Consider the following 909-nt stretch of genomic DNA (forward strand, 5'->3'; position numbering starts at 1 on the left):
CCTCAAACAGATACTGCTTTTGTTTGCCCACCTGCTGGGAAAATGGCTTTAAGGAAATTTCGAGCACCATAGAGCCGTGCTCTTTGCTCCAGATTTCGGCTTCAAATGTCGAAACTTGTTGCTGCGGTGCATCAAAATAATCGGCGATCGCGTGGCGTGCTTGCTCACTCCAGTTTTGATGTAACCAAAGTGGCTTATCTAAGCGTAATTCCTGATGATAGAGCAAAGATTGCAGACGATCGTTGCCAGATTTAAGCAAACCATGTTTATCCAAAATCCCCATGTACTGCATACTTTGGTCAAAAATGGACTCTAAAATCGCCTGGCTTTCACGAGCAGCCGTCTCGCTGCGACGAATGCGTTGCAAGTAGTAGCTCAGTAGCAAAATGGCCACCAGCATCAACACGAACAAACTGCCAAACAAGCGAATTTCTTTGGCGAAACGCTCCGAAAATTCCATCGGCTTATTAAAAAAGACCGCCGAGGATTCTTGCTCTGCGCCCAACCCCCAGCGCACGACCGCTTGGTAATCGAGCTTGATTTCAGAATCGCCATTCACCACCGGAGGTAATGGTTCTTGTGGGTGGTCGAGCACCTGTTCAAGTAATCTAGCCGCTTCAACACCTTGGCGATAACCGCTTTGAATCACGCCGCCCACCGCGCCATGACCCAAACCTACGTCGTGTACCATAAACAATGGCGCGTTGGAGGCCTTGTTGATCTGAATCCAGTCACGCTCGCTGCCGACCACACCATCTTTGTCGCGGTAGTAAGTCCAAAACAGCACCACATTTTCTTTATTGAGTTGAGCGATTTTTTGCTTCAATGCTTCAACATTGTCAGGGACAAGTTGAGTGATCTTGTTGCGATAACGGTCATGTTGTTGGATAAAATCGTCAATCTCGTCGC

1 pseudogene is annotated in these 909 nt (G+C 48.0%); it reads right to left on the minus strand.

Annotation, left to right across the window (positions count from 1 at the left end):
* Window positions 1-909, minus strand: a pseudogene (locus R8N47_RS24115) (GGDEF domain-containing protein); the annotation flags it as partial.

This window comes from Vibrio sp. 2132-1 (genome assembly GCF_033344315.1).